This window comes from Stenotrophomonas sp. ESTM1D_MKCIP4_1 (genome assembly GCF_003086895.1).
Lineage (GTDB): Bacteria > Pseudomonadota > Gammaproteobacteria > Xanthomonadales > Xanthomonadaceae > Stenotrophomonas.
On the sequence record NZ_CP026004.1, the window covers coordinates 90,910 to 116,672 of the forward strand.

The 25,763-nt window shown below is 68.1% G+C and carries 20 protein-coding genes; 14 read left to right on the forward strand and 6 right to left on the reverse strand.

Features of this window, described 5'->3' with window-relative positions; genetic code table 11:
- Window positions 1-67: 67 nt before the first annotated feature.
- Window positions 68-688: a thymidine kinase gene (locus tag C1924_RS00355; protein ID WP_108763567.1), complete on the reverse strand. Its 621-nt coding sequence runs from the start codon at window positions 686-688 to the stop codon at window positions 68-70.
- 101 nt (window positions 689-789) lie between these two features.
- Between C1924_RS00355 and C1924_RS00360 the strand changes: the two genes are divergently transcribed.
- From C1924_RS00360 to C1924_RS00380, 5 genes are all read left to right on the forward strand, one after another.
- The gene (locus C1924_RS00360) at window positions 790-2,766 is read left to right on the forward strand and encodes a UvrD-helicase domain-containing protein (RefSeq protein ID WP_108763568.1); all 1,977 of its coding nucleotides are present in this window, start codon (window positions 790-792) and stop codon (window positions 2,764-2,766) included.
- 83 nt (window positions 2,767-2,849) lie between these two features.
- Entirely contained in the window at window positions 2,850-3,614 is a 765-nt protein-coding gene (locus tag C1924_RS00365; RefSeq protein ID WP_159094726.1) for a DUF3592 domain-containing protein, read from the forward strand.
- Between the two features lie 21 nt (window positions 3,615-3,635).
- Window positions 3,636-4,121 (forward strand): DUF3592 domain-containing protein, encoded by a 486-nt coding sequence (locus C1924_RS00370; protein WP_108763570.1) that lies wholly within the window; start codon window positions 3,636-3,638, stop codon window positions 4,119-4,121.
- A gap of 91 nt (window positions 4,122-4,212) precedes the next feature.
- Complete coding sequence (locus C1924_RS00375; RefSeq protein ID WP_108763571.1) at window positions 4,213-4,749, forward strand: GNAT family N-acetyltransferase; 537 nt, start codon at window positions 4,213-4,215, stop codon at window positions 4,747-4,749.
- Window positions 4,750-4,795: 46 nt separating this feature from the next.
- Window positions 4,796-5,803 (forward strand): DUF4272 domain-containing protein, encoded by a 1,008-nt coding sequence (locus C1924_RS00380; protein WP_108763572.1) that lies wholly within the window; start codon window positions 4,796-4,798, stop codon window positions 5,801-5,803.
- Between the two features lie 46 nt (window positions 5,804-5,849).
- Here C1924_RS00380 and C1924_RS00385 read toward each other — a convergent pair whose 3' ends face one another.
- Window positions 5,850-6,503 carry a DUF480 domain-containing protein gene (locus C1924_RS00385; protein ID WP_108763573.1) on the reverse strand — a complete coding sequence of 218 codons (654 nt, stop codon included), beginning with the start codon at window positions 6,501-6,503 and terminating at the stop codon, window positions 5,850-5,852.
- Between the two features lie 102 nt (window positions 6,504-6,605).
- Here C1924_RS00385 and C1924_RS00390 point away from each other — a divergent pair, with 102 nt between their 5' ends.
- The 5 genes from C1924_RS00390 to plsB all read left to right on the forward strand — a co-directional run bounded on the left by C1924_RS00390 (window position 6,606) and on the right by plsB (window position 13,175).
- Complete coding sequence (locus C1924_RS00390; protein WP_108763574.1) at window positions 6,606-7,529, forward strand: 5'-nucleotidase, lipoprotein e(P4) family; 924 nt, start codon at window positions 6,606-6,608, stop codon at window positions 7,527-7,529.
- Entirely contained in the window at window positions 7,526-8,251 is a 726-nt protein-coding gene (pyrF, locus tag C1924_RS00395; protein WP_071228639.1) for an orotidine-5'-phosphate decarboxylase, read from the forward strand. The genes C1924_RS00390 and pyrF overlap by 4 nt, the downstream gene beginning before the upstream one ends.
- 219 nt (window positions 8,252-8,470) lie before the next feature.
- A complete protein-coding gene (locus tag C1924_RS00400) occupies window positions 8,471-9,292 on the forward strand; it encodes a serine protease (RefSeq protein WP_108763575.1) in 822 nt (273 codons plus the stop codon).
- A gap of 293 nt (window positions 9,293-9,585) precedes the next feature.
- The gene (locus C1924_RS00405) at window positions 9,586-10,539 is read left to right on the forward strand and encodes a hypothetical protein (RefSeq protein ID WP_108763576.1); all 954 of its coding nucleotides are present in this window, start codon (window positions 9,586-9,588) and stop codon (window positions 10,537-10,539) included.
- The gene (plsB, locus tag C1924_RS00410) at window positions 10,539-13,175 is read left to right on the forward strand and encodes a glycerol-3-phosphate 1-O-acyltransferase PlsB (protein ID WP_108763577.1); all 2,637 of its coding nucleotides are present in this window, start codon (window positions 10,539-10,541) and stop codon (window positions 13,173-13,175) included. The genes C1924_RS00405 and plsB overlap by 1 nt, the downstream gene beginning before the upstream one ends.
- A gap of 242 nt (window positions 13,176-13,417) precedes the next feature.
- Here plsB and C1924_RS00415 read toward each other — a convergent pair whose 3' ends face one another.
- Entirely contained in the window at window positions 13,418-13,621 is a 204-nt protein-coding gene (locus C1924_RS00415; protein WP_108763578.1) for a YdcH family protein, read from the reverse strand.
- A gap of 94 nt (window positions 13,622-13,715) precedes the next feature.
- On the opposite strand from C1924_RS00415, the gene ttcA reads away from it, so the two are divergent.
- Genes ttcA through C1924_RS00430 form a run of 3 tightly spaced genes read left to right on the forward strand, consistent with a single transcriptional unit; the run spans window position 13,716 to window position 16,417 of the window.
- Window positions 13,716-14,636, forward strand: coding sequence for a tRNA 2-thiocytidine(32) synthetase TtcA (gene ttcA / locus C1924_RS00420; RefSeq protein ID WP_108763579.1), 921 nt, complete (start codon window positions 13,716-13,718; stop codon window positions 14,634-14,636).
- Window positions 14,637-14,672: 36 nt separating this feature from the next.
- Window positions 14,673-15,578 (forward strand): recombination-associated protein RdgC, encoded by a 906-nt coding sequence (locus C1924_RS00425; protein WP_005411825.1) that lies wholly within the window; start codon window positions 14,673-14,675, stop codon window positions 15,576-15,578.
- 59 nt (window positions 15,579-15,637) lie between these two features.
- The gene (locus tag C1924_RS00430; RefSeq protein ID WP_108763580.1) at window positions 15,638-16,417 is read left to right on the forward strand and encodes a SprT family zinc-dependent metalloprotease; all 780 of its coding nucleotides are present in this window, start codon (window positions 15,638-15,640) and stop codon (window positions 16,415-16,417) included.
- Between the two features lie 102 nt (window positions 16,418-16,519).
- Here C1924_RS00430 and C1924_RS00435 read toward each other — a convergent pair whose 3' ends face one another.
- Window positions 16,520-17,392, reverse strand: a complete 873-nt coding sequence (locus C1924_RS00435; RefSeq protein ID WP_108763581.1) for a methylglyoxal synthase — start codon at window positions 17,390-17,392, stop codon at window positions 16,520-16,522.
- A 164-nt stretch (window positions 17,393-17,556) separates the two neighbouring features.
- Here C1924_RS00435 and C1924_RS00440 point away from each other — a divergent pair, with 164 nt between their 5' ends.
- Complete coding sequence (locus C1924_RS00440; RefSeq protein ID WP_254051185.1) at window positions 17,557-19,641, forward strand: ATP-binding protein; 2,085 nt, start codon at window positions 17,557-17,559, stop codon at window positions 19,639-19,641.
- Here the strand turns inward: C1924_RS00440 and C1924_RS00445 are convergent.
- Window positions 19,627-21,072 (reverse strand): FAD-dependent oxidoreductase, encoded by a 1,446-nt coding sequence (locus C1924_RS00445; protein WP_108763582.1) that lies wholly within the window; start codon window positions 21,070-21,072, stop codon window positions 19,627-19,629. The genes C1924_RS00440 and C1924_RS00445 overlap by 15 nt on opposite strands.
- Before the next feature lie 86 nt (window positions 21,073-21,158).
- Window positions 21,159-25,613, reverse strand: coding sequence for a glutamate synthase large subunit (gene gltB, locus C1924_RS00450; protein ID WP_108763583.1), 4,455 nt, complete (start codon window positions 25,611-25,613; stop codon window positions 21,159-21,161).
- Between the last annotated feature and the right edge of the window lie 150 nt (window positions 25,614-25,763).

Genomic DNA, 25,763 nt, shown 5'->3' on the forward strand with positions numbered 1-25,763 from the left:
GCTGTTGCTGTGGCTTCGGCTCTGGTTTGCAGCAGGTGCAGGGCTGCAAGCCCTGCAGAAAGACCCTTTAAAGAGGCAGGGGGGCCTGCGCCGGGTCGATCCGGCCTTCACCGCGGGTGATCTTCTTGAACTCCGCCCGGCTCACCGACACGTAGCGCTCGTTGCCGCCGATCTCCACCTGCGGGCCATCCTTCACCGCGTGCCCGTGCTCGTCCACGCGCACCGTCATCGTGGCCTTCTTGCCGCTGTGGCAGATCGTCTTGATCTCCTGCATCTCGTCGGCCCACGCCAGCAGGTACTGGCTGCCCTCGAACAGCTCGCCGCGGAAATCGGTGCGCAGCCCGTAACACAGCACCGGGATGCGCAGCTGGTCGACCACTTCGCTCAGCTGCCAGACCTGCGCGCGGGTCAGGAACTGCGCCTCGTCCACCAGAACGCAGCCCATCGGGCCGTGCTCCGCCAGGTCCTGGGCCACCCAGCGCTGCAGGTCGCTGTCGCGGTCAAAGGCCATGCCCTCGGCACGCAGGCCGATGCGCGAGGCAACCACGCCGGCACCGGCGCGGTCATCCAGGCGCGGGGTCAGGATCGCCACCCGCATGCCGCGCTCGCGGTAGTTGTGCGCGCTCTGCAGCAGGGTGGTGGTCTTGCCGGCGTTCATCGCCGAATAGTAGAAATAGAGCTTGGCCATCGGCCGATTGTACGCCGCTGCCCCGGCCCGCCGAAGCCGTTCAGCATCCCCACCGGCCTGCGGCTGTGGCGGCCACGCCGCCCCGCTACAATCCCTCTCCAATGCACGGTCTCAATCCCCCCCAAGCCGCCGCCGTCCTGCACATCGAAGGCCCCCTGCTGGTACTGGCCGGTGCGGGCAGCGGCAAGACGCGCGTGATCGTCGAGAAGATCGCCCACCTGATCGGCTGCGGGCGCTACCCCGCACGTCGCATCGCCGCGATCACCTTCACCAACAAGTCGGCCAAGGAAATGCGCGAGCGCGTGGCCAAGCGCCTGCGCGAGCAGGACGCCGACGAGGTGACCATCTGCACCTTCCACGCCCTGGGCCTGAAGTTCCTGCAGATCGAGCACGCGGCGGTGGGGCTGAAGCGCGGCTTCTCCATCTTCGATGCCGATGATGCCGCTGCGCAGATCAAGGACCTGATGTCCGGTGCCAAGCCCGACGACATCGAGGACATGAAGAACCTGGTGTCGCGTGCGAAGAACGCCGGCCTGTCACCCGAACAGGCGATGGCCGCCGCGCGCAGCAACCGCGAGAAGGAAGCGGCCAGCGTCTATGAGCGCTACCAGCTGCGCCTGACTGCGTTCAACGCGGTCGACTTCGACGACCTGATCCGCCTGCCGGTGCAGGTGCTGGAAGAAAATCCGGATATCGCCGTGGCCTGGCGCGAGCGCATCGGCTACCTGCTGGTGGACGAATGCCAGGACACCAACGACGCGCAGTACCGGCTGCTCAAGCAGCTGGCCGGCGAGAAAGGCAACTTCACCTGCGTGGGTGACGACGACCAGTCGATCTATGCCTGGCGCGGTGCCAACCCGGAAAACCTGCAGCAGATGGGGCGCGATTATCCCGCGCTGGAAATCATCAAGCTGGAGCAGAACTACCGCTGCTCCAACCGCGTGCTGCGTGCGGCCAATGCGCTCATCGCCAACAACCCGCACGAACACCTGAAGAAGCTGTGGAGCGACCAGGCCGATGGCGAGCGCATCCGCGTTTGGGAATGCCGCAACAGCGAACATGAAGCGGAAAAAGTCGCCGCCGAGATTGCGTACGTGGCGCAGTCGCGCAATGTGCCGTGGAGTGATTTCTGCATCCTGTTCCGCGGCAATTTCCAGTCGCGGCCGCTGGAAAAGGCGATGCAGCTGCTGCGCATTCCCTACCACCTGACCGGCGGCACCATGTTCCTGGAGCGCCAGGAAGTGAAGGACACGCTGGCCTGGCTGCGGCTGCTGGTGAACCCCGACGACGACACCGCCTTCATGCGTGCGGTGCAGTCGCCCAAGCGTGATGTCGGCGCCGGTACCCTGGCCAAGCTGGCCGAGCTGGCGCAGGAAAAGGACATGCCGATGGCGCAGGCGGCCGAGGCCATCGGCGCGCTGCAGCAGCTGCCCCCGCGCGCGGCCAACAGCCTGGCGCGCTTCACCGACATCCTGCGCGACCTGCGTGCGCAGACCCGCCAGATCACTTCCGGCGACATGATCCGCAAGGTGGCCAAGGAATCGGGGCTGTTGAGCGAGCTGCGGCAGCAGGCCAAGGAAGAGGCCAGCTACCAGCGCCGTGCCAACAACATCGAAGAACTGGCGCAGTGGTTCGAAGGTGGCCCGCGTGGCGCGACCGCTGCCGACCTGGCAGGCCAGCTGGCGCTGCTGTCGCGCAGCGACAAGGACGAAGGCGGCAACCAGGTACGGATGATGACCATGCATGCCTCCAAGGGCCTGGAATTCCCGTACGTGTTCATCGTCGGCTGCGAGGACGGCGTACTGCCGCACCAGGTCAGCCTGGACGAAGGCAACCTGCAGGAAGAGCGGCGCCTGCTGTACGTTGGCATCACCCGCGCGAAGATCCAGCTGTGGATGAGCTACAGCAAGCTGACGCGCAAGTTCGGCGAACATGTACGGCTGAAGCCGAGCCGGTTCTTCGAGGAAATTCCGGCCGAGGAGATCCAGCGCGATGGTGCGGACCCGGTGGCCGATGCGGCGCGGAAGAAGGAGCGCGCAACGGCGGGGTTGGCGGCGATCGAGGCGCTGTTCGATTGAGGATCGAAAAGCCACTAAAGTGGTATTCCAATCCGTCCGATTGACGCTTCTGGCCTTGAGCCTGCATCGGGTCAAGGCCTAGTGTGAGCGCACCCGAAGTGCGCGCCGTGTCCTTCATAGTGTCCAACGACATCCCTGCTGTTCTCACTCATACCTTCCTCGGGCTGGGCCTGGTCCTGCTTGTTTCAGCGCTTCTGGCCTACGTTGGTGCCAGGCGCTTCCTCGATGGGGCGGTCATTGCCGATGGCAGGATCACTCATGTGGGTGCCATCCGTGTTGATCGCGGTGGTTCGCGCACTTCAGTGGTGAAGTTCGTGTACTCGGTGGACTTCACTACCAGCAGCGGGCAAGTGATGCGGTTCATCGCAGGTCGTACCCGCCATCGTGCCTACATGACGGGCGATCATGTAGATGTGCTGTACCTGCCGGACCGCCCGGACAAGGCCCTGGTGCGTTCGCTCTCATCACCCTGGGGCCTGAGCGTCATACTGGGATTGAACAGCGGCCCATTCCTGCTGGCGGCAGGACTTCTGCGCCTGCCGCAGGCGGCGAGGGCATGGCGGCGCAGGCAGCTCCTTCGCCACGGGACACGGGTGCAAGCCAAGGTCCGGGCGATCAAGCGCGATCGCGGAGTATTTTCGGGGGGAAGGCATCCGTTCGTCATCGTCTGCGCCTGGCGCGATCCTGAAACCACTCGATGGCATGTCTTCCACAGTGCGTATCTCTGGGCCGATCCCCGTGCACAGGTGAGTGGGCGTGAACTGGATGTCCATGTCATGCCGGGCAATCCGCGCTACTACCATGTCGATACCTCCTTCATTCGATCAGCGCCGGCACCTGCACGCTGATCGATCAACCCGGCCAGCACCATGCCCACCCTCCTCAGATGTTTTTTGCTGTTTTTCTTTGCCGTGGGCCTGCTGATCCTTCTGGCCGCCGCCTGGCTGTTCGTGGACGTCCAGCGTTTCGCGCGCAAGGCCGTTTCCGTAACCGGAACGGTGGTGGCCGTCCAGGCAGAGGATGCCCGGTCGGAAATGGAGGGGATGCCCGCACGTGACATCACCCTGCATCGCCCGGTGGTGAGGTTCCAGACCGCACAGGGGCAGATGATTCAGTTCACCGCGTCCTTTGCTACCGGGGCACCACTGTACGTGGTCGGCGAACAGGTACAGGTGCTATATCCCGGCGGCATGCCTTCCAAGGCTCGTATCCAGCACCCGGGATTGCGCTGGGGCGCACCGCTGCCGTTGGCGCTGATGGGCATGGGGTTCTGCCTTATCGCCGCATGCGTCCATCGCCTGTGCGTGCGCTACTGGCCGATCCTGTTCGGCCCGCGTGACGGGGCATGTGGCTAGGCTGAGCATCGTAGTGGCCCACTTGGCCTGAGCGTGCTGCACGGCGGGCGCTGGCGTTGCAAAATCGAGGTATTCCTTCCGGAGCCCACCCATGCATCCCATCGAAAGCGAACGCCTGCGGTTGCGCCGCATCGAGCCGGATCGGGATGCGCTGCCGATGCTGGCGCTGCTCAATGATCCCGGCTTCATGCGCTTCATCGGTGACCGCAACGTGCGCAGCGAGGAGCAGGCGCGCGAGTACATCGCGCTGCGGGTGCTGCACAGCTATGCGCTCAACGGCTTCGGCATGTACGCGATCGAGCGCCTGGCCGATGGCGCGTGGCTGGGCAACGCCGGCCTGGTGCGGCGCGATGGCCTGCCGGGGCCGGACATCGGCTATGCGGTGCTGTCCGAATTCGCGGGGCAGGGCTATGCCAGCGAGGCGGCGCGGGCGGTGTTCACGCATGCGCGCTCGCAGCTGGACATCGAGGATCTGTACGGCATCACCGACCTGGACAACGTGGCCTCCGGGCGGATCCTGCTGGGCCTGGGCATGCGCGAGCGCGGCGTGATCCAGCTGCCGAACGTCGACAGCGCGAGCCGGTTGTACGCCACGCCGGGGGCGGCGGCGGTTCAACCGCCAGCATGAGCCGGTGGGGTATGGTGCAGGCCTGTTTTCCTGCACGGATGCTTCGATGCTGATCAACGCGTATTCCACCCTCGGCCCGGTGCTGGCACCGCCACCACAGGCCGGGAGTGCCTCCGTCCGTGGTCTTGATGACCCCGCACTGGCCCCGCACCTGGGCGGCTTCGTCAACTACGTGCTGGGCCATGGCGACGGGCAGATGACCGCCGCACGCTATCACCTGATGCGGCACGTGCAGCGTGTGCGCCAGCACTATCTGTTCGAGCTGGCCGAGGCTGATCTTGAGGCGCTGAAGCCCTGGCTGCTGCAGGCCAATGCGGTGTGCTTCCTGGAAGATGGCAGCGTCCGCGATCCGGCCGGCAGGGTGCTGTTGGGTGAAGCGCCCGATCCGCAGGCGCAAGTGCCGTATCCCGCCGATGCCGGGCAGCGCCGTGCGCGCAGCCAACAGCAGCTGCAGGCCCACGAGCTGCGTGTCCCGCCGTCATTGCCACCTGTGCTGGGTGCGGCCGAGGCACAGCTGCGCGAGCCTGCCCAGGTCTGGGCCAGGGCTCAGGCGCTGCTGGCCTGCGCGCTGCGCGCCGAGGCCCTGCAGTCCGGTGAACCACCGTTGAGCCTGGCCGAACTGGCCGAGCGTCTGCCGGCGCTGCCGGAGGCGCTGAGCCCCGCCGAGGCCGCTTTCATCGAGCACGGCGACGCCGAGGCTGCCCTGCCATTCGGCTGGCGCTACGAGAGCCTGGCCGTGCTGCTGTGGGTGCTGGGGCTGTCCGAGGTGCTGCCGTGGCCGCAGGCGACCTGTGCGGTGCCGGATGTGGTCGGCGCTCTGCTGCAGGCGGCTGACAGTGGCAGCGTCCCCGCGACCCTGCGCGATACCGCCGAGCTGCTGGATGCGCTGGATCTGCACTACCGCCTGCACTGGGTAGCCCGTGAGGCGCAGCGCCAGGGTGCGCCGCTGCCGGGTGCGCTGGTGGGCGGCGTGATCTACGAGCGCCATTACGCGCTGAACTGGTTGTTCTGCTTTGAACAGGCCGACTGGGACGACGTCGATACGCCGACCTGAGTTCACATGGCATCGTGCCGGCCAGCGGCCGGCACTACCGGAAGCCTCAGCCGTGCAGTTCCGCCAGCTGGGCCTGCAGCTCGGCCACCGCGGCTTCCAGCTGGGCCACGCGCTCGGCCAGGCCGGGGTCGGCCGCTTCGCTGCTGCCACCGCCGCTGCTGGCGTACTTCGCGGCCAGCGCCGCACCGTCCACCTCACCGCACAGCAGGTGCATGTAGCGGTCCTCGCGCTGGCCGCTGGCACGCGGCAGCACCACCAGCAGGGCGCGCTGCTGCAGGCGCTCGATGGCGTGGCGGGCTTCGTCCACATCGGCGAAGCGGTACAGGCGCTCGCTGCGGGTGACCAGCTCGCCCAGGGTCTGCGGCCCGCGCAGCAGCAGCATCGCCAGCAGCACGGTCTGCTGCCGGGTCAGGTCCAGCGCGCCCTGCAGGCGGTGCTCGTAGCGGTCGGCACGCGAGGAGAAGTGCTGGCGCGCCAGGCCCAGCGTCTCCAGCTGGCGCAGGGCGTGCTGCACGCTGCCGGCATCGACGTTCATCACCGGCTCGCGGGCGGTCTTCTGGTTGGCCGCCGACTGCGCGGCATTGACCGTCAGCGGGTAGGTGTCCGGGGTGGTCGCCTCCTTTTCCACCAGGCAGCCCAGCAGGCGGGCCTGGACGGCATCGAGCAGGGGGACGTCCGGGGTCTGGACGGGATCGGTCATGGCGGCCTCCGCAAGGCAACGGGTCAACCCCGAAGCATAGCCGTGCCACGGTCATCTTTGCCGGTAAAATGACGGGGTATATCTGATTGCCGGTGAATCCTGATGCGTCGTCCCGTTTCCCTGTCCCTGACCCTGCTCGCCACTGCGGCGATCGGCCTGTCCGCCTGCAAGCGCGTGGACGCGCCTGCCGCCGAGGCTCCCGCCCCCGAGGCCCCGGCCGCTGCCGCCAAGGCCGACGGTGCGCGTGATGCGACCGCCAACGACAACCTCAATGCCGTGCTGTGGATGCAGCGCGCGCAGGAGTACAAGGCGATCACCGAACAGACCTACCGCGCCGCCGCCGACCACCTGGACGCCGCGCTGAAGGAAGCCCACTGGGACGCGCTGGTGCCGGAAGAACGCGGTAACGCGGCCAAGGGCCTGAAGCCGGCCGTGGTGCTGGACGTGGATGAGACCGTGCTGGACAACTCGCCCTACCAGGCGCGCCTGGTGCGCGACGGCAAGGAATACGACGAGCTGACCTGGGACCAGTGGGTGGCCGAGAAGAAGGCCAAGGCCATCCCCGGCGTGGTTGATTTCGCCAAGGCGGCCAACGCCAAGGGCGTGACCCTGCTGTACATCTCCAACCGCGCCGTGCACCTGAAGGACGCAACCCTGGCCAACCTGCGCGAGCAGGGCCTGCCGGTGGCCGACGACAGCGTGTTCCTCGGCCTGGGCACTGTGGTCGAAGGCTGCGAGCAGGCTGGCAGCGAGAAGAACTGCCGCCGCCGCCTGGCCGGCCAGCAGTACCGCGTGCTGATGCAGTTCGGCGACCAGATGGGTGACTTCGTGGAAGTGACCGCCAACACCAATGAAGGCCGCGATGCGCTGCTGCAGCAGTACCACGACTGGTTCGGCGAGCGCTGGTGGATGCTGCCGAACCCGACCTACGGCGGTTTCGAGCCGGCCCAGTTCAACAACGACTACACCCAATCGCGCCAGGTTCGCCATGACGCCAAGCGCGCTGCGCTGGATTACGCACCGTGAGCCGCGCACCGCTGCCGCTGCGCGATGACGAACGGCTGATCTTCGCCCTGGACGTGCCTGACCGCGTGCAGGCGTTGGAGTGGGTCGATCGCCTGGGCGACAGCGTGGCGTTCTACAAGATCGGCATGGAACTGCTCGCCTCTGGCGAGTATTTCCAGGTGCTGGACGAGCTGGCCCGCCGCGACAAGCGCGTGTTTGTCGACCTGAAGTTCTTCGACATCCCGGCCACCGCTGCGGCGGTGATCAAGCGCCTGTCGCAGTGGCCGGTCAGCTACGCCACCATCCATGGCTGGCACCCGGCGATGATGGAGGCCTGCGCGGCCGCCAACAGCAGCGACATGCGCCTGCTGGCGGTGACCGTGCTGACCTCGATGGGGCGCCCGGACCTGGCCCAGATGGGCATCGACCGCGAGCCGGTGGACGTGGTGGTCGAGCGCGCGCTGGCCGCCCAGGCCGCTGGCATCGATGGCGTGATCGCCTCCGGCCAGGAAGCCGGCCCGATCCGTGCCGCCACCGGCGCCGGGTTCTCGATCGTCTGCCCGGGCATCCGTCCGGGTGGCCCGGTCGGCGATGACCAGAAGCGCACCGTCGGCGTGGCCCAGGCCTTCGCCGATGGCGCCGATGCCATCGTGGTCGGCCGTCCGATCCGCCTGGCCGCCGATCCGCAGGCGGCCGCGCGGGCCATCCAGCAGGAAATCGCGTCGGCTCTGGCTGCACGCTGAGCCTGCCGGCGCTGCCGGTCACACCGCAATACCGAACGCCATCCCGCCCCGTGCGGGATGGCGTTCGCATTTGTGGGTCCCGCGCTGTCGCAGTCGACCCCGGAGCGAAGAACCGTGCGCGCGGTCGCACTGGATCCGGATGTCCCTCCCTCCCAATCGATGCACCGGCGCCGCTCACGGCTGCGCCGGTTCCAATCATCCAAGAGGGAGTACAAGGATATGTATCGCAGCACCTCTGCAGTTGTTGCCGGCCTGTTGCTGGCGTTAGCAGCACCCGCCTTCGCCGCACCGCCACCCCGCGAAACGCCGCGCATCATCGGCGGCGAGGACGCCCAGCCGGGGCAGTACCCGTTCATGGTCAGCCTGCAGGGGCTGGCCTTCGGCGACTCCGATCATGACCGCCACTTCTGCGGCGGCACGCTCATCTCACCGTCGTGGGTACTGACCGCCGCGCACTGCGTGCAGGGCAATTCGCCTGCCGGCCTGGCCATCATCGGCAATCTCACCGCGCTGTCCACCGCCGCCTCGCCGCGGGCCTCCAACGTCAAGGCCATCCACGTGCACCCGGCCTTCAACAGCGGCAATTCGCTGGAACATGATATGGCCCTGATCCAGCTCGACGCGCCCCTGGCAGAGGCGCAGCCGGTCGCCCTGCGCCTGCGGCCGGACGCCAGCTATCTCAAGGCGGGGCGCGACTTCACCGTGATCGGCTGGGGCGATACCGATGTCAGCGGGGACCGGTTCTTCCCCACCCAGCTGCAGTCCGTGCAGGTGCCGTTCGTGCCCTTCGCAGACTGCAAGCAGGCGTACGGCGGCGAGCTGTCCCGCGGCAAGGTGATCTGCGCCGGCCGTGAAGGTGTGGACAGCTGCCAGGGCGACTCCGGCGGGCCGCTGCTGCTGCGCCTGCGCGAAGGCTGGACCCAGTTCGGCATTGTCAGCTGGGGCGAAGGCTGTGCGCTGGCCGGCTATCCCGGTGTTTATGCCCGAATCGCCGAAAAACATGCCGTAGATTTCATTGAAGCGGTCTGGCAGCGTGATTGATTCAATAAAATCAATTATTTAAGTGATGTTACATCACGTATTGCCTTAACTTCGGCAGCGGCGTAGGATCGCCGCCATCCGGTCCCTGGGCCGGAGATGTGCCACAACTGTCCACCGGCCCCGTGCCGGTTTGAAGAGCCTGTGATCCCCGTGATCCGGGCTCTTTTTTTGTGCACGGGGTCAGATCCCTTCTGCTACAGGCAGAAGGGATCTGACCCCCTCACGGGCGGCAAGGGTTGCCGCTGTCACCGTGCAGGCCGCAAGATGCGGACCGGTACGGGGAGTCCGATGGCATGAGCGTGGCAGTGCGACGAAGGTCTGCGCGTGGATGGGGGCTGGCAGCCATGGTGCTGCTGGCGATGGCCGCGTGCCGCCAATCCGGCAGCGACCCGGCCAAGCCGGCGGCCGAGCCGGTGGCGGCGGTGCAGGCCATGGCCCAGCGCCTGGTCGAGGATGATCTGGTCGGGTACGCGCGCCTGTCGGTGCCGCCGGGCCAGTACCAGCGCCTGCAGCAGGCCTGGACCGACGGCCACAGCCAGTGGCCGCTGGGCGAGCTGCCTCTGGGCGACCAGATGCTGCCGATGCTGGCCGCCCTGCGCGAGCCGCAGGCCGCCACCCAACTGCAGCGCAGCTTCGACCGCCAGCTGGCCGGCCAGGCCAGCGCGGTGCGCCAGGCGGCCCAGTCGATGGGCAACTTCGGCGTGCAGTACCTGCGCCACCAGAAGGGCTACACCCCCAGCCAGCAGACGCACTATATCGCCCTGGTGGAAACCCTGGCCGGCTGGGCGCAGGGCGCGCCGATCAGCGATCGGGCCCGCGCCCGCAGCAGCATCGCCGCTCTGGTCGAGGCCGCCGCCAAGGTGGGCTTCGACGATGAAGACGGCCTGCGTGCGGCCGGCATGGAAGGCAGCCTGCAGCAGCTGGCGCCGTTCCTGCACACGGTCAAGGCGGTCCTGGCCAGCTACGGGCTGGGCGTGGACGACGCCCTGCGCAGCCTGCGCGGGGAACTGCTTTCGGTGGAAGGCGACAACGCCTTGGTGCGCATGGAGTACGAGCTGGCCGGGCGCACCCTGCAGCTGCAGCTGCCGCTGAGCCGGCGTGAAGGCCACTGGTACCTGACCCGCACTCTGGCCGACACCGATGCCCTGCTGCGCAAGGCCGATGCGGCCCGCGCGGCGGCCGCGCCGGCGCCTGCGCAGCCCCCCGCCGCCGGCGGGGAAGCGGCAACCACGCCGCCTAAGCCATAATGGCGCCGATGTCGAAACAGAACCCGCTGCCGTTCCCCGGCGAAGAACCCCAGCAGACGCCCGCCGATCCGGCCGCGGCGTCTCCCTCGACCGGCACCGGCCCCAACCCGGTGCCGCCGCCCGCGCACGCCCGTCCCGCTGGCCGCCGCCCCCTTTGGGCGCGCCTGCTTGGCCGCCTGGTCGAGCCGTGGCTGGCCCTGAAGATCGAGCCGGAAGACCCGGGCCAGTACAACGATGGCCGCCCGGTGGTCTACGTGCTGGAAGACTACGGCCTGTCCAACGCGCTGATCCTGGACAAGGCCTGCCGCCAGGCCGGCCTGCCCTCGCCGCTGGTGCCGCTGGCCGGCGACCCGACCGGCCGCAAGCGCGCCTACCTGGCCCTGTCGCGGCGCAGTTCCAGCAACTCGCTCATCCCCGAGCAGCGCGGCGCCAAGACCCACTCCGATTCGCTGGCCAAGGTCCTGCAGGCGCACCGTGTGCGCGACGACCTGGACGTGCACCTGGTGCCGGTGTCGATCTTCGTCGGCCGCGCGCCGGACAAGCAGAGCGGCTGGTTCGCCGTGCTGTTCTCGGAAAACTGGGCGCTGGTCGGCCGCTTCCGCCGCCTGCTGGGCCTGCTGCTGAACGGCCGCAGCACCATCGTGCGCTTCGCCCCCCCGATCTCGCTGCGCAGCACCGTGGACGAGGGCCTGGAGCCCGAGCGCACCGTGCGCAAGCTGCAGCGCGTGCTGCGTACCCATTTCCGCCGCATCCGTGAATCGGTCATCGGCCCCGACCTGTCCACCCGCCGCCTGCTGGTGGACCAGGTGCTGGCCGCCGAACCGGTGCGCGAGGCGATCGCCGCCCAGGCCAAGCGCGACAACTCCAAGCCGGCCGATGCCTGGAAGAAGGCGCACGCCTACGCCTGGGAAATCGCCGCCGACTATTCCAGCCCGGTGGTGCGTTCGGCCAGCTTCATGCTCAGCCACGTGTGGAACCGCATCTACGCCGGCGTGCTGGTGCACCACCTGGACAAGTTCAAGGCCGCCGCGCCGGGCCACGAAGTGGTGTACGTGCCCAGCCACCGCAGCCACATGGATTACCTGCTGCTGTCCTACCTGCTGTACGACCGTGGCATCGTGCCGCCGCACATCGTGGCCGGCATCAACCTGAACCTGCCGGTGGTCGGCACCCTGCTGCGCAAGGGCGGTGCGTTCTTCATCCGCCGCTCGATCCGCGGCAACGCGCTGTACTCGGCCGTGCTCAGCGAATACGTCGCGCAGCTGGTGGCCGGTGGCTATTCCATCGAGTATTTCGTCGAAGGTGGCCGTTCGCGCACCGGGCGCCTGCTGCAGCCCAAGGGCGGCATGATCTCGATGACCCTGCGCGCATTCCTGCGCCAGCCGCGCAAGCCGGTGCTGTTCCAGCCCATCTACATTGGCTATGAAAAGCTGATGGAAGGCGGCAGCTACCTGGACGAACTGTCCGGGCGGCCCAAGGAGAAGGAATCGATCTGGTCGCTGCTGTGGGGCATTCCCAAGGTGCTCAAGCAGAACTACGGCCAGGTGGTGGTGAACTTCGGCGAACCGATCGCGCTGAACGACGTGCTGGCCGAGAAGGCGCCGGAGTGGAAGGGCGAGGCGGTGCCGGAAGACGAAAAGCCGGCATGGCTGTCGACCACCGTGGACACCCTGGCCGACCGCATCCAGGTGCGCATCAACGGCGCCGCCGACGTCAACCCGATCAACCTGCTGGCGCTGGCGCTGCTGTCCACGCCCAAGCACGCGATGGGCGAAGCCGACCTGATCGCGCAGATCGAGCTGTGCAAGACCCTGCTGGAAGAGATGCCGTATTCGGGCCGGGTGACGGTGACCCCGCATTCGCCGGAGCGCATCATCGCCCACGCCGAGGAAATCAACGTCCTCACCCGCATCAAGCACCCGCTGGGCGACGTGCTCAGCGTCAGTGGCGATACCGCGGTGCTGCTCAGCTACTTCCGCAACAACGTGGTGCACCTGTTCACCGCCTCGTCGTGGGTGGCCTGCTGCTTCCAGAACAACCGCCGCATGAGCCGCACCGGCCTGGTCCGCCTGGGTCGCACCGTGTACCCGTTCCTGCAGGCCGAGCTGTTCCTGCCGTGGAGCGAGGACGAGTTCGCCCAGCGCATCGAACAGACCATCGACGTGTTCATCCGCGAGGGCCTGCTGCAGCAGGTCAACGACGATGACGGCGGCATGCTGACCCGCAACACCGGGCAGACCGACGAAGTGTTCCGCCTGCGGGCCATCGGCCATTCGCTGCAGCAGGCCTTCGAGCGCTACTACATCGCCATCTCGGTACTGGTGAAGAACGGCCCCGGCACGCTCGGCGCTGCCGAGCTGGAAAGCCTGTGCCAGCAGGCCGCGCAGCGCCTCAGCCTGCTGTACGCACCGGCCGCGCCGGAGTTCTTCGACAAGTCGCTGTTCCGCGGTTTCATCCAGAAGCTGCGCGAGCTGCGCCTGGTGTGGCCGGACGAAAACAGCAAGCTGCTGTTCGACGACCGCCTGGACAGTTGGGCCAAGGACGCAAAGTTCATCCTCGGTCGCGAGCTGCGCCACACCATCGAGCGCGTCAGCCCGGAAGCGGCACGCCCGGAAGAGCCGACGCCGCAGGCATGACGGCCGCGCCGGGCCCCGCCCGGCGAATGGCCTGCCGGTAGATCCACGCCATGCGTGGACAGGCCATCCCAAGGTAACGCCGGGCCCGGCACTAGATCCACGCCATGCGTGGACGGGCCACCCCAAGGTAACGCCGGGCCATGCCCGGCAGTAGATCCACGCCATGCGTGGATGGGCCACCCCAAGGTAACGCCGGGCCATGCCCGGCGGTAGATCCACGCCATGCGTGGATGGGGCCCCGGCTACGCAGGCTCGTCCGGAATCTGCAGGCTCTCCAGCTTGGCGATGCAGTCCTTCAGCTGCAGCTTGCGCCGCTTCAGCCGTTTCGCTTCCAGCTCGTCCTCGCCATTGGCAGCCATGCGGGTGATCTGTTCATCCAGCACGCGGTGTTCGGCGCGCAGGGCGACGAGGCGTTCGACGATCTCGGCGGGGCTGTAGGTATCCACAGCCTCCGAGCATACACAGCACCGATGACCACTGGGAGAGGGCGGTCCCAGGGCCTGGGCCGGCGCCGGTCCCGAGCCGGTAGAATGGTCGGCCATGAGCGCCGTCATTGCCCTGCCTGATCCCGTGCCGCGTGCGCCTGTCGCACCGCGTCCGGGCCTGCGCGCAGTGCAGCGGCTGGGCAAGCAGCTGCGCCGCCAGGTCGGCCAGGCCATTGCCGACTTCGGCATGATCGAGGCCGGCGACAAGGTGATGGTCTGCCTGTCCGGTGGCAAGGACAGCTACACCCTGCTGGACGTGCTGCTGCAGCTGCAGAAGAAGGCGCCGGTGCCGTTCGAGCTGGTGGCGGTGAACCTGGACCAGAAGCAGCCCGGCTTCCCCGGACATGTGCTGCCGCAGTACCTGGCCAGCCTTGGCGTGGCGTACCAGATCATCGAACAGGACACCTATTCGGTGGTCAGCCGGGTCATCCCCGAAGGCCGCACGATGTGTTCACTGTGCTCGCGCCTGCGCCGTGGCGCGCTGTACAACCATGCCGAAAAGCACGGCTTCACCAAGATCGCGCTCGGCCATCACCGCGACGACATGGTGGCGACCTTCTTCATGAATCTGTTCCACCACGCCAAGCTGTCGGGCATGCCGCCGAAACTGCGCAGCGACGACGGCCGCCACGTGGTCATCCGTCCCCTGGCCTACGTGCGCGAGCGCGACATCGTCGCGTACGCCCAGGCACGTGCGTTCCCGATCATCCCGTGCAACCTGTGTGGCAGCCAGGAAAACCTGCAGCGCCGCCAGGTGGGACGGATGCTTCAGCAATGGGACCAGGACCATCCCGGCCGCATCGACCAGATCGCCCGGGCCATGGGCCAGGTCCACCCCTCGCAGCTGGCTGACCCCAGCCTGTTCGATTTCATGGCGCTGGGCCGTCGCGATGATGCGGCACCGCCCGACGCCGATGCCTGGCAGGCCGGTTTTCCGGCCGACGCCGACGCGGCTCCCGAGACGCCCGCCCCCTAAGGTGGGACGCCCTTCCTCTTCGCCATCCGGAATTCCATGTTCTTTCGCAACCTGACGTTCTTCCGTTTCCCGACCACCACCGATTTCTCCGAAGTGGACACCCTGCTGCCGCACGCCCTGCTCAAGCCGGTCGGCGCTCTGGAAATGAATTCGCGCGGCTTCATCTCGCCCTTCGGCCGCGAGGAGAAGGAACTGCTGTCGCACCGCATCGCCGAACACCTCTGGCTGACCGTGGGCGGCGAGGACAAGATCCTGCCGGCGGCCGTGGTCAACGACCTGCTTGAGCGCAAGCTGGAAGAGATCGAGGAAAAGGAAGGCCGCCGCCCCGGTGGCCGCGAGCGCAAGCGCATGAAGGACGACCTGCTGCATGAACTGCTGCCGCGCGCCTTCGTGAAGTCTTCGCGCAACGACGCTTTCATTGACCTGCAGCACGGCTACGTCGCGGTGGACACCTCCAGCCGCAAGACGGGCGAGTACTTCATGTCCGACATCCGTGGCCTGCTCGGCAGCTTCCCGGCGATGCCGCTGAACGCGGAAGTCGCGCCGCGCTCGATCCTGACCGGCTGGATCGCCGGTGAACCGCTGCCGACCGGCCTGAGCCTGGGCGAAGAGTGCGAGATGAAGGACCCGGTGGAAGGGGGCGCGGTGGTCAAGTGCCAGCACCAGGAACTGCGCTGCGATGAGATCGACAAGCACCTGGATGCCGGCAAGCAGGTGACCAAGCTGGCGCTGATCTTCGAGGACAATCTGTCCTTCGTCATCGGTGATGACCTGATCGTGCGCAAGCTGAAGTTCCTCGACGGCGCGCTGGACCAGCTGGAACATGCCGACGAAGACGGCCGCCGCGCCGAGTTCGACGCCCGCTTCGCCCTGCAGAGCGCCGAGATCCGTCGGCTGTTCCTGCTGCTGGAAGAAGCCTTCAAGCTCAGCAAGGCTGACTGAACAGGCACTGCCCGGGCCGCCGGTCATCCAGCGGCCTCGGGCAGCGCTATGCTGGGCACATGAGCCGTCTGCTGCGTCGCCTGATCAGCCCGACCCCGCCCGCCACCGTGCAGCGCGACACCGTCCGCCTGCGCCTGGACGATGCCGAGATCGAGGTGCTGCGCGTGCGCGACCCGCGCGCGCGACGCATCAAGCTGAGCGTGGATGAGCGGGGGGCGCGCCTGACCCTGCCGCCGCGCGCGAGCCTGGTGATGGGCGAGCGCTTCCTCGAGCAGCACCGTGACTGGCTGGCGCTGCAGCTGCGTGCCTACCAGGGAACCGGGCTGCCACCGCCGCTGCAGCCGGGCGAAGACGGCAGTCTGCCCCTGCGCGGCGAACTGCTGCCGGTGCGTTGGCAGGAAGGCCGCTTTGCACGCCTGGAGATCGACGACAACGGTGCCTGCGTGCAGTGGCCCAGCCGTGCCGGCGATGCGACCCTGCGCCGCCTGCTGCGCGAGTTCTATGAAGCACAGACCCGCGCCGATGTCGGTCGCTGGCTGCCGAAGTACCTGCCCGGACTGCCACGCGCGCCCAGCCGGGTGCGCTTGAAGGTGATGTCCTCGCAATGGGGCTCGCTGGCTCCTGACGGCAGCATGGCACTGGACCTGGCTCTGGTGCTGGGCCGCCCTGAAGCATTCGAGTACGTGCTGGTGCACGAACTCTGCCACCTGATCCAGCCGAACCACTCACCCGCGTTCTGGTACGAAGTGGAACAACGCTTCCCGGCGTGGCGCGAGCAGCGCGATTATTTCCAGCTCGAAGGGCGGCGCCTGAAGGCCATGCTGCGCCAGCTGCTGTAACCGCGCGCATCGCGGATTTTTCATTCATCACGACGAACAGCAGTCGAGCAAGCTCGACGCTACGGAAGAGCGCGCGCCCCGCAGCCGAGCATGGGCTCGGCTCTACCGAGAGCGTGCGCGCAGCGCCGCCGCCGTCGCCCAGCGTGCGGCTACCCGCGGTGCGGTAATGCACACGGCCTGGTCGGTCACCGTCGTTACGGCACGCTCCAGCAGCTGGATGTCCGCCTCATGCTGGCGTGCCACGTGCGGATCCTCGAAGAAGATCGCGCGCTGGCACTGCCCCTCCAGCACGCGGTCGGCAATCTGCGCATCGCCGCCCATCGGGCCGCTCTGGTAGCGCGTCACCCAGGGGGTATCGCTGGGCCAGCCACGGCTCCATGCCAGCTCGTTCAAGCGCTGGCCGGTAGTACCGGTGGCCACGCGCTCGCCGAACCGGGCCAGCACATCGAAGTGTTCGTCGGCGAAGGCCAGCATCGCCGGCTTCATCGCATCGTGGGCGATCAAGGCCAGGGTCTGGCTCTCGAAGGCATGCAGATCGTCGGCGCCGGCATCGGCCGCCAGCCCGGCGTGCACACGTTCGATCTCGATCCAGTCTCGGGCGGTGGCCACCGTCGAAATGAACGGCTTGCCGTGGATCACGCACTGCCGCTTGAGCGCCGTTGCCTCCGGAAACACCGACGAGGGGTCGACCGGATCGATCAGGTAGATCGCGCCATCCAGGGTGCGATCCGGACCCATGCCGACGACTTCGGCCACCAGCTTCATCAGGCCGCCCTGGCGTCCGTAAGGATAGCGCTGCAGGCCCGCGTAGCTGGCCAGGAAGCCGTGCCGCTCGATCGCGTCGTGGGTACGCCCGACCGCATGCAGCGACACGCCCAGCTCGCGCAGGCCCGGCTCGCTGGCGCGCAGCCAGCGGAACAACGCAGCACGCGCATCATGGTGGTGCAGGCGGTTGGCGGCCAGGCCGATACGCATCACAGGCTCCCTGAACTGTCAGAAGCGGCAGTGTATGTCGCTATCGGCATCACCGGAGCATTTTGCAATTTTCCTCATTGTCGTCACCGGCCGCGTCGCTAGCGTGGCAGGTGGCCGCTGATCCGTGCAGCCGTGTGTCCGGCCTGCGGCCTGAGGAGTGCTTTGTGAGTGTCGCTGGTTGTCCTGATGCCGCCGCTGCGCGCCGCCACTGGCGTTCCGGCGGCGTCCTGCTGGCCTTGCTGGCGGCACTGCCCGTGCGCGCCGATGACTGCGGCGGTCCGCTGCGGCTGGTGCATGCCGCCGACCCCTCACCGGCAACCCGCGGCCCGCCGGGGCCGGTGCACGCGGGCGTTGCCGCCGTGCTGGCCGCGCTGCATGCCCAGGAGGTACCGCTGCAGGTGCAGGCGGTACCCGCCGACCGGCTGGCCGAGGGACATCTTCCGCCGGGCACCGAGGCCGTGCTGGGCTGGTCACGCCAGCAGCTGCCGCCGCAGTGGCCGATCAGTACCACCTACCTGGATATACCGCAGGTGATCGTGCGGCGCCGCGACGACCCTCCGATCCTCGATCTGGGCGGGCTGCGCGGGCAGAGCGTGGCCAGTCCCGATCCGGCGACGCTGGCGCCGCTGCTCGCACGCCAGGCGCCCGGCGCGCTGCTGCTGCCACCGACGCCGCTGGAGACGGCCTTGCGCCTGCTGGTGGCCGCGCAGGTGGATGCCGTGGTGGCCAACCTGGTCGACGTCGACCATCTGCTGCGCCAGGGCCATGAGCCGTCGCTGCAGGTGGCCGCGCCGGCCGGTTTCGACGACACCCTGGTGCTGGCCACGACGCCGGCCTGCTCGCGCTGGCTGGCCATCATCAACTCGCATCTGGCCGCTGCACCCAGCGTGCGCGCCACAGCGCTGGCTGCGCGGGAAGACGCGGCGCCAGTGCAGGCGGCCGTACCCGCTCCGCCGTGGCTGCGCTGGTTGGCTGCCGCGGTGCTGGCCCTGCTCGGGCTGGGCCTGGTGCATGCCCTCGGGTACTGGCGGCTGCACCGCGAGACACAGCGCCGCCGCGGCCTGCAGCAGCGCCTGCAGGAGGTCAGCGCTGGCCTGCCGGCGGTGGTCTATCGGGCACGGCGCAGCTGCCGTGGCGAATACAGCGTGCCGTATATCGCCGGCGATGTGCATGCGCTGTTCGGCATGAGCGTGGACGCCGCACGCGTCGACCATCGCCGGTTGCTGGCCGCGGTGCATCCGGACGACCGCGGGCCGGTGATGGCCCATGTCGATGCGGCGGCACTGGTGCGCGGACCGATCGATGTCACCTTCCGCAGTCGCGGGCGGATGGGCTGGCGCTGGGTGCGCTCGCACGGGCGGCCGGTGGCCTGCAGTGATGGCGATGGCAGTGGCGTCGAGTGGAGCGGCTACTGGATGGACGTGACCGAGGCGCAGATGCGCGCGAGCGCCTTGAACGCTTCGCGGCGCGAGGCCGAACAGGCAGTCGTGGCCAAGGCGCATTTCCTGGCCAGCATGAGTGAACAGATCGGTGCACCGATGAACACCGTGGTGGGCATGCTGAATGACCTGGCCGGAACCGCGCTGGACCCGCGCCAGCGGCAGCTGCTGGCCACCCTCGAGGAGGCGGCCATCATGCTGCGGCAGATCCTCGACGACGTGCTGGACAGCGAACGGCAGCAGGCGGGTGAGCCGCCCTGCCAGGCGGCGCCGACCGACCTGCCTGCCCTGCTGCGCGGCGTGCAGCGCCTGCTGGCGCCGCTGGCGGCCAGCAAGGGCCTGCATCTGCAGTGTGTGCTGGACCCCGCGCTGCAGGCGGGTACGCTGGTCGACGGCCTGCGCCTGCGGCAGATCCTGTTCAACCTGGCCGGCAATGCGCTCAAGTTCACCTCGCACGGCGGGGTGGAACTGCGCCTGCAGGTGCAGCGCCAGGACGCCGCCGGCCAGCACGTGCGGCTGCAGGTGGCCGACACGGGGGTGGGTATCAGCCCGGCGCGGCAGCGGGCGGTGTTCGCGCCCTATACCCAGGCCGAAGCCTCCATCACCCGCCGTTTCGGTGGCAGCGGCCTGGGCCTGGCCATCTGCCGCGAACTGGCCGCCGCACTGGGCGGCGACCTGCAGCTGCACAGCATTCCCGGCAAAGGCACCACCGTCAGCCTGGCGCTGTACCTGCCAGCGTGCGACGCCCCTCCCGCGTCGGCGGCGCAGGCGGTATCGCCGCCGGTGGAGGCCGGTTCAGTGGGCCAATAGGCGCACAATGCTGGCCGCGGCGTCGCGGCCTTCGGCCACCGCAGTCACCACCAGATCCGCGCCGCGCACCGCATCGCCACCGGCAAACAGGCGCGGGTGGGCGGTCTGGTAGGGCAGGCGGTCCTTGCCGCCAGCGACGATGCGGCCGTTGGACTGGCCTTCCACGCCGTGCTCGGACAGCCACGCCGGCAGGGTCGGCGAGAAGCCGAACGCGATGATCACCACGTCTGCTTCCAGCAGCGATTCGCTGCCTTCGATCGGCACCGCGTTCTGGCGGCCATTGGCATCGGGTTCGCCCAGGCGGGTCTCGACCACGGTCACGCCGATCACTTCGTCATCGGCACCGGCCTCGATGGACAGCGGCTGGCGGTTGAACAGGAAACGCACGCCTTCTTCGCGTGCATTGGCCACCTCGCGCGCGCTGCCGGGCATGTTGGCCTCGTCGCGGCGGTAGGCGCAGGTGACCTTGGCTGCGCCCAGGCGCACGGCGCTGCGCACACAGTCCATGCCGGTGTCACCGCCGCCCAGCACGACCACGCGCTTGCCGTTGAGGTCGGGCAGGGCGATGGTGTCTTCCCAGCCGGCGATCGGCCGGCCCTTCGGATCATCACCGCTGACGATGCGGCTGTTCTGCACCAGGAACGGCAGCGCCGGCAGCACGCCCTTCAGATCCTGGCCGTCCAGGCCGCCATCGGTGTAACGGTAGGCGCCGGTACCGACGAACACGGCGTCGTGGCTGTCCAGCAGCTGCTGCACGCTGACATCGCGGCCGATCTCCACGCCCAGGCGGAACTGCACGCCCATGCCCTCCAGCACTTCGCGACGGCGGTGGATCACATCCTTGTCGAGCTTGAAGCTGGGAATGCCGAACTGCAGCAGGCCACCAATCTGTTCGTAGCGGTCATAGACCACGGCGGTGATGCCGGCACGCGCCAGCCGGTCGGCGCAGGCCAGGCCGGCCGGGCCGGCACCGATCACCGCCACGCTCTGGCCGGTGGGCTGCACCGCGTCCAGATCCGGGCGCCAGCCCGTGGCCAGCGCGGTATCGACGATGTATTTCTCCACCGCACCGATGGTCACCGCGCCGAATTCCTCCAGCGTGCAGCTGCCTTCGCACAGGCGGTCCTGCGGGCACACGCGGCCGCACACTTCCGGCAACGGGTTGGTGCTGTGGCACAGCGTGGCCGCTTCGTGGATGCGGTTTTCCTGCACCAGCTGCAGCCACTGCGGAATGGCGTTGTGCACCGGACACTTCCAGCTGCAGTACGGGTTGCCGCAGTCCAGGCAGCGGCCAGCCTGGTACTGGGCATCTTCCTTGCCGAACTTGCCGTACAGCTCACCCCAGTCGCCGGAGGTGCGCAGTTCGACCGGGATGCGTTGCGGCATGGTCCGGGGCAGATCGAGGAACTGGAATGCGTGCTTGCGGCTCATGGCTGGCTCTATGGTTTTTTTGCGGTTGCCGGCCAGCGGCCGGCACTACGTGATCCTGGGGTGCCGGCCAGCGGCCGGCACTACCGTTACGCGGCGCGTCGCAGGGTTTCGGTCAGCGACTCGATGCTGGCGGCCTTGGGTTTGACCAGCCAGAACTTGCCGATGTAATCGCGGAACTCATCGAGGATCTGCTGCGCCCAGATACTGCCGGTCAGCTCGCGGTGGCGGCCGATCAGGCGGTGCAGGTGCTGGCGGTAGTTCTCGAAGCCCTCGGCCGACACCCGGTGGATGTCGATCAGTTCGTGGTTGTAGCGGTCGACGAAATCGCGGTCCACATCCAGCACGTAGGCCAGGCCACCGGTGAAACCAGCACCGAAGTTCAGGCCGACCTTGCCCAGCACCAGCACCACGCCGTCGGTCATGTATTCGCAGCAGTGGTCACCGGCACCTTCCACCACCGCCAGCGCGCCGGAATTGCGCACCGCGAAGCGCTCGCCGGCACGCCCGGCGGCAAACAGCTCGCCCCCGGTGGCGCCGTACAGGCAGGTGTTGCCGATGATGGCCGTGCTGCGGGCTTCAAAGCGGGCGCCACGCGGCGGGCGCACCACCAGGCGGCCGCCGGCCATGCCCTTGCCCACGTAATCGTTGGCTTCGCCTTCCACTTCCAGGTGCAGGCCACCGACGTTGAAGGCGCCGAAGCTCTGCCCGGCACTGCCACGGAAGCGCAGTTCCAGCGGTGCCTCGGCCATGCCCTGGTTGCCGTGCGCGCGGGCCACCGCGCCGGCCAGGCGGGTGCCGATGCTGCGGTCGGTGTTGTGGATCAGGAAGCGGTGTTCGCCGCCGCGCTTGTGCTCGATGGCCGGTGCCAGCAGGCCGTCCATCTGCGTGGCCAGGCTGTCCGGCGATTCGTACAGGCGCTGCGCGGCGCAGTGGCTGCCTTCGTAACGGGCGTCGGCCAGCAGGCGCGACAGGTCCACGCGCACGCCGTCACGCGGCGCGGCCTCGATCTGCCGCAGCAGGTCGGTGCGGCCGACGATCTCTTCCAGCGAACGCGCACCCAGGTAGGACAGCCAGCCACGCACTTCCTCGGCCAGCAGGCGGAAGAAATTCTCCACGCGCTCGGGCTGGCCGGTGAAGTGGTTCTCGCGCAGGCGGTCATCCTGGGTGGCCACGCCGGTGGCGCAGTTGTTGAGGTGGCAGATGCGCAGGTACTTGCAGCCCAGCACGATCATCGGCGCGGTGCCGAAGCCGAAGCTGTCCGCGCCCAGCAGCGCGGCCTTGACCACGTCCAGGCCGGTCTTCAGGCCGCCGTCGGTCTGCAGCAGGGTGCGCCCGCGCAGGTCGTTGGCCAGCAGCGCCTGGTGCGCTTCGGCCACGCCCAGTTCCCACGGCACGCCGGCATAGCGGATGGAGCTGACCGGCGAAGCGCCGGTACCGCCGTCATGGCCGGAAATGGTGATCAGGTCCGCACCGGCCTTGACCACGCCCGCGGCAATCGTGCCCACGCCGGCATGGCTGACCAGCTTCACCGACACCAGCGCGGTCGGGTTGACCTGCTTGAGGTCGTAGATCAGCTGGGCCAGGTCTTCGATGGAATAGATGTCGTGGTGCGGCGGCGGCGAGATCAGGCCGATGCCGGGCTTGGCGTAACGCAGGCGGGCGATCAGTTCATTGACCTTGTGGCCGGGCAGCTGGCCGCCTTCGCCGGGCTTGGCGCCCTGGGCGACCTTGATCTGCAGCACCTCGGCATTGACCAGGTATTCGGCGGTGACGCCGAAGCGGCCGGAGGCCACCTGCTTGATCTTGCTGCGGCGCTGCGTGCCGTAGCGCGCCGGGTCTTCGCCACCTTCGCCGGAGTTGCTGCGGCCGCCGAGGCGGTTCATGGCGATGGCCAGCGCTTCATGCGCTTCCGGCGACAGCGCGCCGAGGCTGATGGCGGCGGTGTCGAAACGCGGGAACAGTTCGCTGGCCGGGGCGACCTCATCCAGCGGTACCGGCGAGGCCGCAGGCACCAGTTCCAGCAGGTCGCGCAGCGCCGACGGCGGCCGCGCATGCACGGCATCGCAATACTGCTGCCACGCACGCGGGTCACCACTGCGCGCGGCGCGCTGCAGCGTGGTCACCACGTCCGGGTTGTACATGTGGTACTCGCCGCCATGCACATACTTCAGCAGGCCACCGACATCGACGCCCTGCTGGGCATCCCAGGCCTGTGCGCACAGTTCGCGTGCATCGGCATCCAGGCGGGCGAAACCGGCGCCCCCGATGCGCGAGGCGGTATCGGGGAAGCACAGATCGACCACCTCCGGTTCCAGGCCGATGATCTCGAACAGCTGCGCGCCGCGGTAGCTGGCCACGGTACAGATGCCCATCTTCGAGATGATCTTCGACAGGCCCTTGTAGACGCCCTTGCGGTAGCGGCGGCCGATCTGCGACTGTTCGCCGCCCTTGCTGAGCTTGAGGATGCCGCGACGGCCCAGGTCGAACAGGGTCTGGTAGGCCAGGTACGGGTAAACGGCGGTGGCACCGAAGCCAAGCAGGCAGGCCATGTGGTGCGGGTCGCGCGCGGTGCCGGTTTCGACGATGAGATTGACGTCGCAGCGCAGGCCCAGGCGCGAGAGATGGTGGTGGATGGCGCTGGTGGCCAGCAGGGCGTGCACCATCGGCCGTCCGGCCACCGGGTAACGGTCGGACAGCAGCAGCATGACCATGCCGTCGCGGGCGGCCTGTTCGGCTTCGCTGCAGATACGCTCGATGCCGGCACGCAGGCCTTCGTCCTCGCTGTAGGACAGGTCGAGCAGGCGGTTGGCCTGCACGTACTGGTCCATCTTCAGCAGCTGGCGCAGCTTGCGCTGGCTCAGCACCGGCGAATTGAGGATGACGTGGTTCACCGTCTCCGGGCCGGCATGGAAGATGTTGGTCTCCTTGCCGAGCTGGGTGGACAGGGACATCGCGCAGTCTTCGCGCAGCGGGTCGATGGGCGGGTTTGTGACCTGCGCGAACGCCTGGCGGAAATAGTCGTACAGCGGGCGGCTGCGCTGGCTGAGCACGGCCATCGGCGTGTCATCGCCCATCGAGCCGGTGGCTTCCTGCTCGGTCTCGGCCAGCGGCCGCAGCACCTGCTCCACTTCCTCGCTGCTGAGCTGGTACAGCTTGTGGTAACTGCGCAGGGTGCCTTCGTCGAAGGGTTCTTCCACCAGCGAGGGGTCGATCAGTTCGGTCTGCAGGTAGGTGACCCCCTGCTGCAGCCACTGCTTGTAAGGCGCGCGGCCACGGTTGATGCGGTCGATGGCCTCCGAATCGAGCAGGTCACCGCGCTTGAGGTCGATGGCGATCATCTCGCCCGGGCCGAGCTTGCCCTTGCGCACCACGCGTTCGGTCGGCACTTCCCATACACCCGCCTCGGAGGCGACCAGGAAATGGCGGTCGGCGGTCAGCATCCAGCGCGCCGGACGCAGGCCATTGCGGTCCAGCGTACACACGGCGTAGCGGTTGTCGCAGGCGACGATGCCGGCCGGGCCGTCCCACGGCTCGCTGTTAAGGCCATGGAATTCGTAGAACGCGGCCAGGTCCGGATCCTTGAATTCCAGCGACTGGGTGGCCGGCGGCACCAGGATGCGCAGCGCCTGGATCAGCTCCATGCCACCGGACACCATCAGTTCCAGCATGTTGTCCAGGCTCTGCGAATCGGAGCCGTGCATGGAGATGACCGGATCGAACTCGGCGATGTCGAAGCGCGGGGTCTTCCACACCTTGCTGCGCGCCTGCGCCCAGCGGCGGTTGCCTTCGATGGTGTTGATCTCGCCGTTGTGGGCGAGCATGCGGAACGGATGCGCCAGCGGCCAGCGCGGCAGCGTGTTGGTGGAGAAGCGCTGGTGGAACACGATGGCACTGGAAGCCAGTTCGCGGCGCTGCAGGTCCGGGAAGAAGCGGCTCAGCTTGTCCGGCAGCACCATGCCCTTGTAGCTGATCGCGTTGGGGCTGAGGGTGGTGACGTAGAAATCGGCGTGTCCGCGCAGCTGCTGTTCGCTGCGGCGGCGGGCCAGGAACAGGGCCAGCGCGAAGCCGCCATCGTCCTGGCCGACACCGGCATCGACGAACACCTGTTCGATGCGCGGCAGCGTATCGCGGGCCAGCTGGCCGCAGACGCTGTCGTCGGTCGGCACGTCGCGCCAGCCGGCCACCTTGCAGCCCACCGCTTCCACCTGCGCCTGCAGCTGGCTACGGCAGGCCTGGGCGGCGTCGGCGTCGTGCGGCAGGAACACCAGGCCGGCAGCGAAGCGCGCGCCGACGGCAATGCCGGCTTCGGCAGCCAGCAGTTTCAGGAACGCATCGGGACGGCGCAGCAGCAGGCCGCAACCATCGCCGGTGAGGCCGTCGGCGGCCACGCCGCCACGGTGGGTCATGCGCGACAGCGCGGCAATGGCGGTGTCGACCAGCAGGCGTGAGGGCTGATCGTCAAGCTGGGCGACCATGCCGAAGCCACAGGCATCGCGCTCGGAGCGCGGGTCGTAAAGCCCTTGGCGGTTGCGGGGGGCCATCTCTACCTCGATGCGTAATGAAATGAGCAGGGACACTCGTGCCCGCTCATTCCCTGGAGCGCATCATGAGGCCACCGGATGCCTCGACTAGATCACAGTTGTTGCAACGCCGCAATACACGGTTGCGCGTGCAACCAAAACGCCGGCAAA

Coding starts and splice junctions, on each gene's coding strand:
- C1924_RS00390 (WP_108763574.1), top strand. CDS start 6,606: ATGCGTCGTCCCGTTTCCCTGTCCCTGACCCTGCTCGCCACTGCGGCG.
- C1924_RS00425 (WP_005411825.1), top strand. CDS start 14,673: ATGTTCTTTCGCAACCTGACGTTCTTCCGTTTCCCGACCACCACCGAT.
- plsB (WP_108763577.1), top strand. CDS start 10,539: ATGGCGCCGATGTCGAAACAGAACCCGCTGCCGTTCCCCGGCGAAGAA.
- C1924_RS00380 (WP_108763572.1), top strand. CDS start 4,796: ATGCTGATCAACGCGTATTCCACCCTCGGCCCGGTGCTGGCACCGCCA.
- C1924_RS00435 (WP_108763581.1), bottom strand. CDS start 17,392: ATGCGTATCGGCCTGGCCGCCAACCGCCTGCACCACCATGATGCGCGT.
- C1924_RS00370 (WP_108763570.1), top strand. CDS start 3,636: ATGCCCACCCTCCTCAGATGTTTTTTGCTGTTTTTCTTTGCCGTGGGC.
- C1924_RS00355 (WP_108763567.1), bottom strand. CDS start 688: ATGGCCAAGCTCTATTTCTACTATTCGGCGATGAACGCCGGCAAGACC.
- gltB (WP_108763583.1), bottom strand. CDS start 25,613: ATGGCCCCCCGCAACCGCCAAGGGCTTTACGACCCGCGCTCCGAGCGC.
- C1924_RS00360 (WP_108763568.1), top strand. CDS start 790: ATGCACGGTCTCAATCCCCCCCAAGCCGCCGCCGTCCTGCACATCGAA.
- ttcA (WP_108763579.1), top strand. CDS start 13,716: ATGAGCGCCGTCATTGCCCTGCCTGATCCCGTGCCGCGTGCGCCTGTC.
- C1924_RS00400 (WP_108763575.1), top strand. CDS start 8,471: ATGTATCGCAGCACCTCTGCAGTTGTTGCCGGCCTGTTGCTGGCGTTA.
- C1924_RS00430 (WP_108763580.1), top strand. CDS start 15,638: ATGAGCCGTCTGCTGCGTCGCCTGATCAGCCCGACCCCGCCCGCCACC.
- C1924_RS00375 (WP_108763571.1), top strand. CDS start 4,213: ATGCATCCCATCGAAAGCGAACGCCTGCGGTTGCGCCGCATCGAGCCG.
- C1924_RS00405 (WP_108763576.1), top strand. CDS start 9,586: ATGAGCGTGGCAGTGCGACGAAGGTCTGCGCGTGGATGGGGGCTGGCA.
- C1924_RS00385 (WP_108763573.1), bottom strand. CDS start 6,503: ATGACCGATCCCGTCCAGACCCCGGACGTCCCCCTGCTCGATGCCGTC.
- C1924_RS00445 (WP_108763582.1), bottom strand. CDS start 21,072: ATGAGCCGCAAGCACGCATTCCAGTTCCTCGATCTGCCCCGGACCATG.